Here is a 619-nt window from a genome sequence, read left to right as displayed (position 1 = left end):
ATCCCCTGCCGGGCCGCCGCCGTCTCCGGGCTCAGTGCCCGCCGACGGCGTCCGTCGGCCTCGCGTCGCCCGTCGGCCTTGCGTCGCCCGTCGGCCTCGCGTCGTCGGTCGGCCTTGCGCCGTCCGCCGGCCTCGCGTCGTCCACGGGAGTCACGACCTCCTCGACCGGCCCGATCCCGAACGCGAACTCCGAGGCGTCCGCCGCGGCCGCGTACGGACTCACCATCGCCCGCCGCTCCTCCTGCATCGCCGTCAGCCGCCGCACCACGAGGATCGCCAGCACGGCCGCCGCGGCGCGGACCGTCCCGGCGGCGGAGTCGACCACGAGCAGGGCCTGCGGGTCGACCGTGCCGAAGGAGCGGCCGGCCAGATCGTCGGCGATGCGGGAGAGGAGCAGCGAGACGAGCCACGCCGTCCACCAGGCCGAGACCAGCCCGTGCCCGACCGGCCGGCGCCGGCCGTCCCGGTCCACCGGCGCACTCGCGTCCCAGCTGTCGGCCATGAGCTGCTGCGGGAACCAGAACTGGACGATCGGCGTGATCCAGGGGCCCATAGTCCAAACCCTGCCCCCCCGGGGGGCCTGCGCCAGGAAAATGGCCGCCTTTATCCCTAAGCCGGA

1 protein-coding gene is annotated in these 619 nt (G+C 75.1%); it reads right to left on the bottom strand.

The annotated features are described in order from the left end of the window. Positions 1-31: 31 nt before the first annotated feature. On the bottom strand, positions 32-589 hold the full coding sequence (locus tag ACFV4F_RS42475; protein ID WP_380511219.1) for a DUF4328 domain-containing protein: 558 nt from the start codon (positions 587-589) through the stop codon (positions 32-34). Positions 590-619: the final 30 nt, after the last annotated feature.

The sequence above is a fragment of the Kitasatospora sp. NPDC059722 genome, assembly GCF_042733235.1.
GTDB lineage: Bacteria > Actinomycetota > Actinomycetes > Streptomycetales > Streptomycetaceae > Kitasatospora.
Note: the sequence above shows the minus strand (reverse complement) of the source record. Positions and strands in the feature narration are given on the sequence as shown.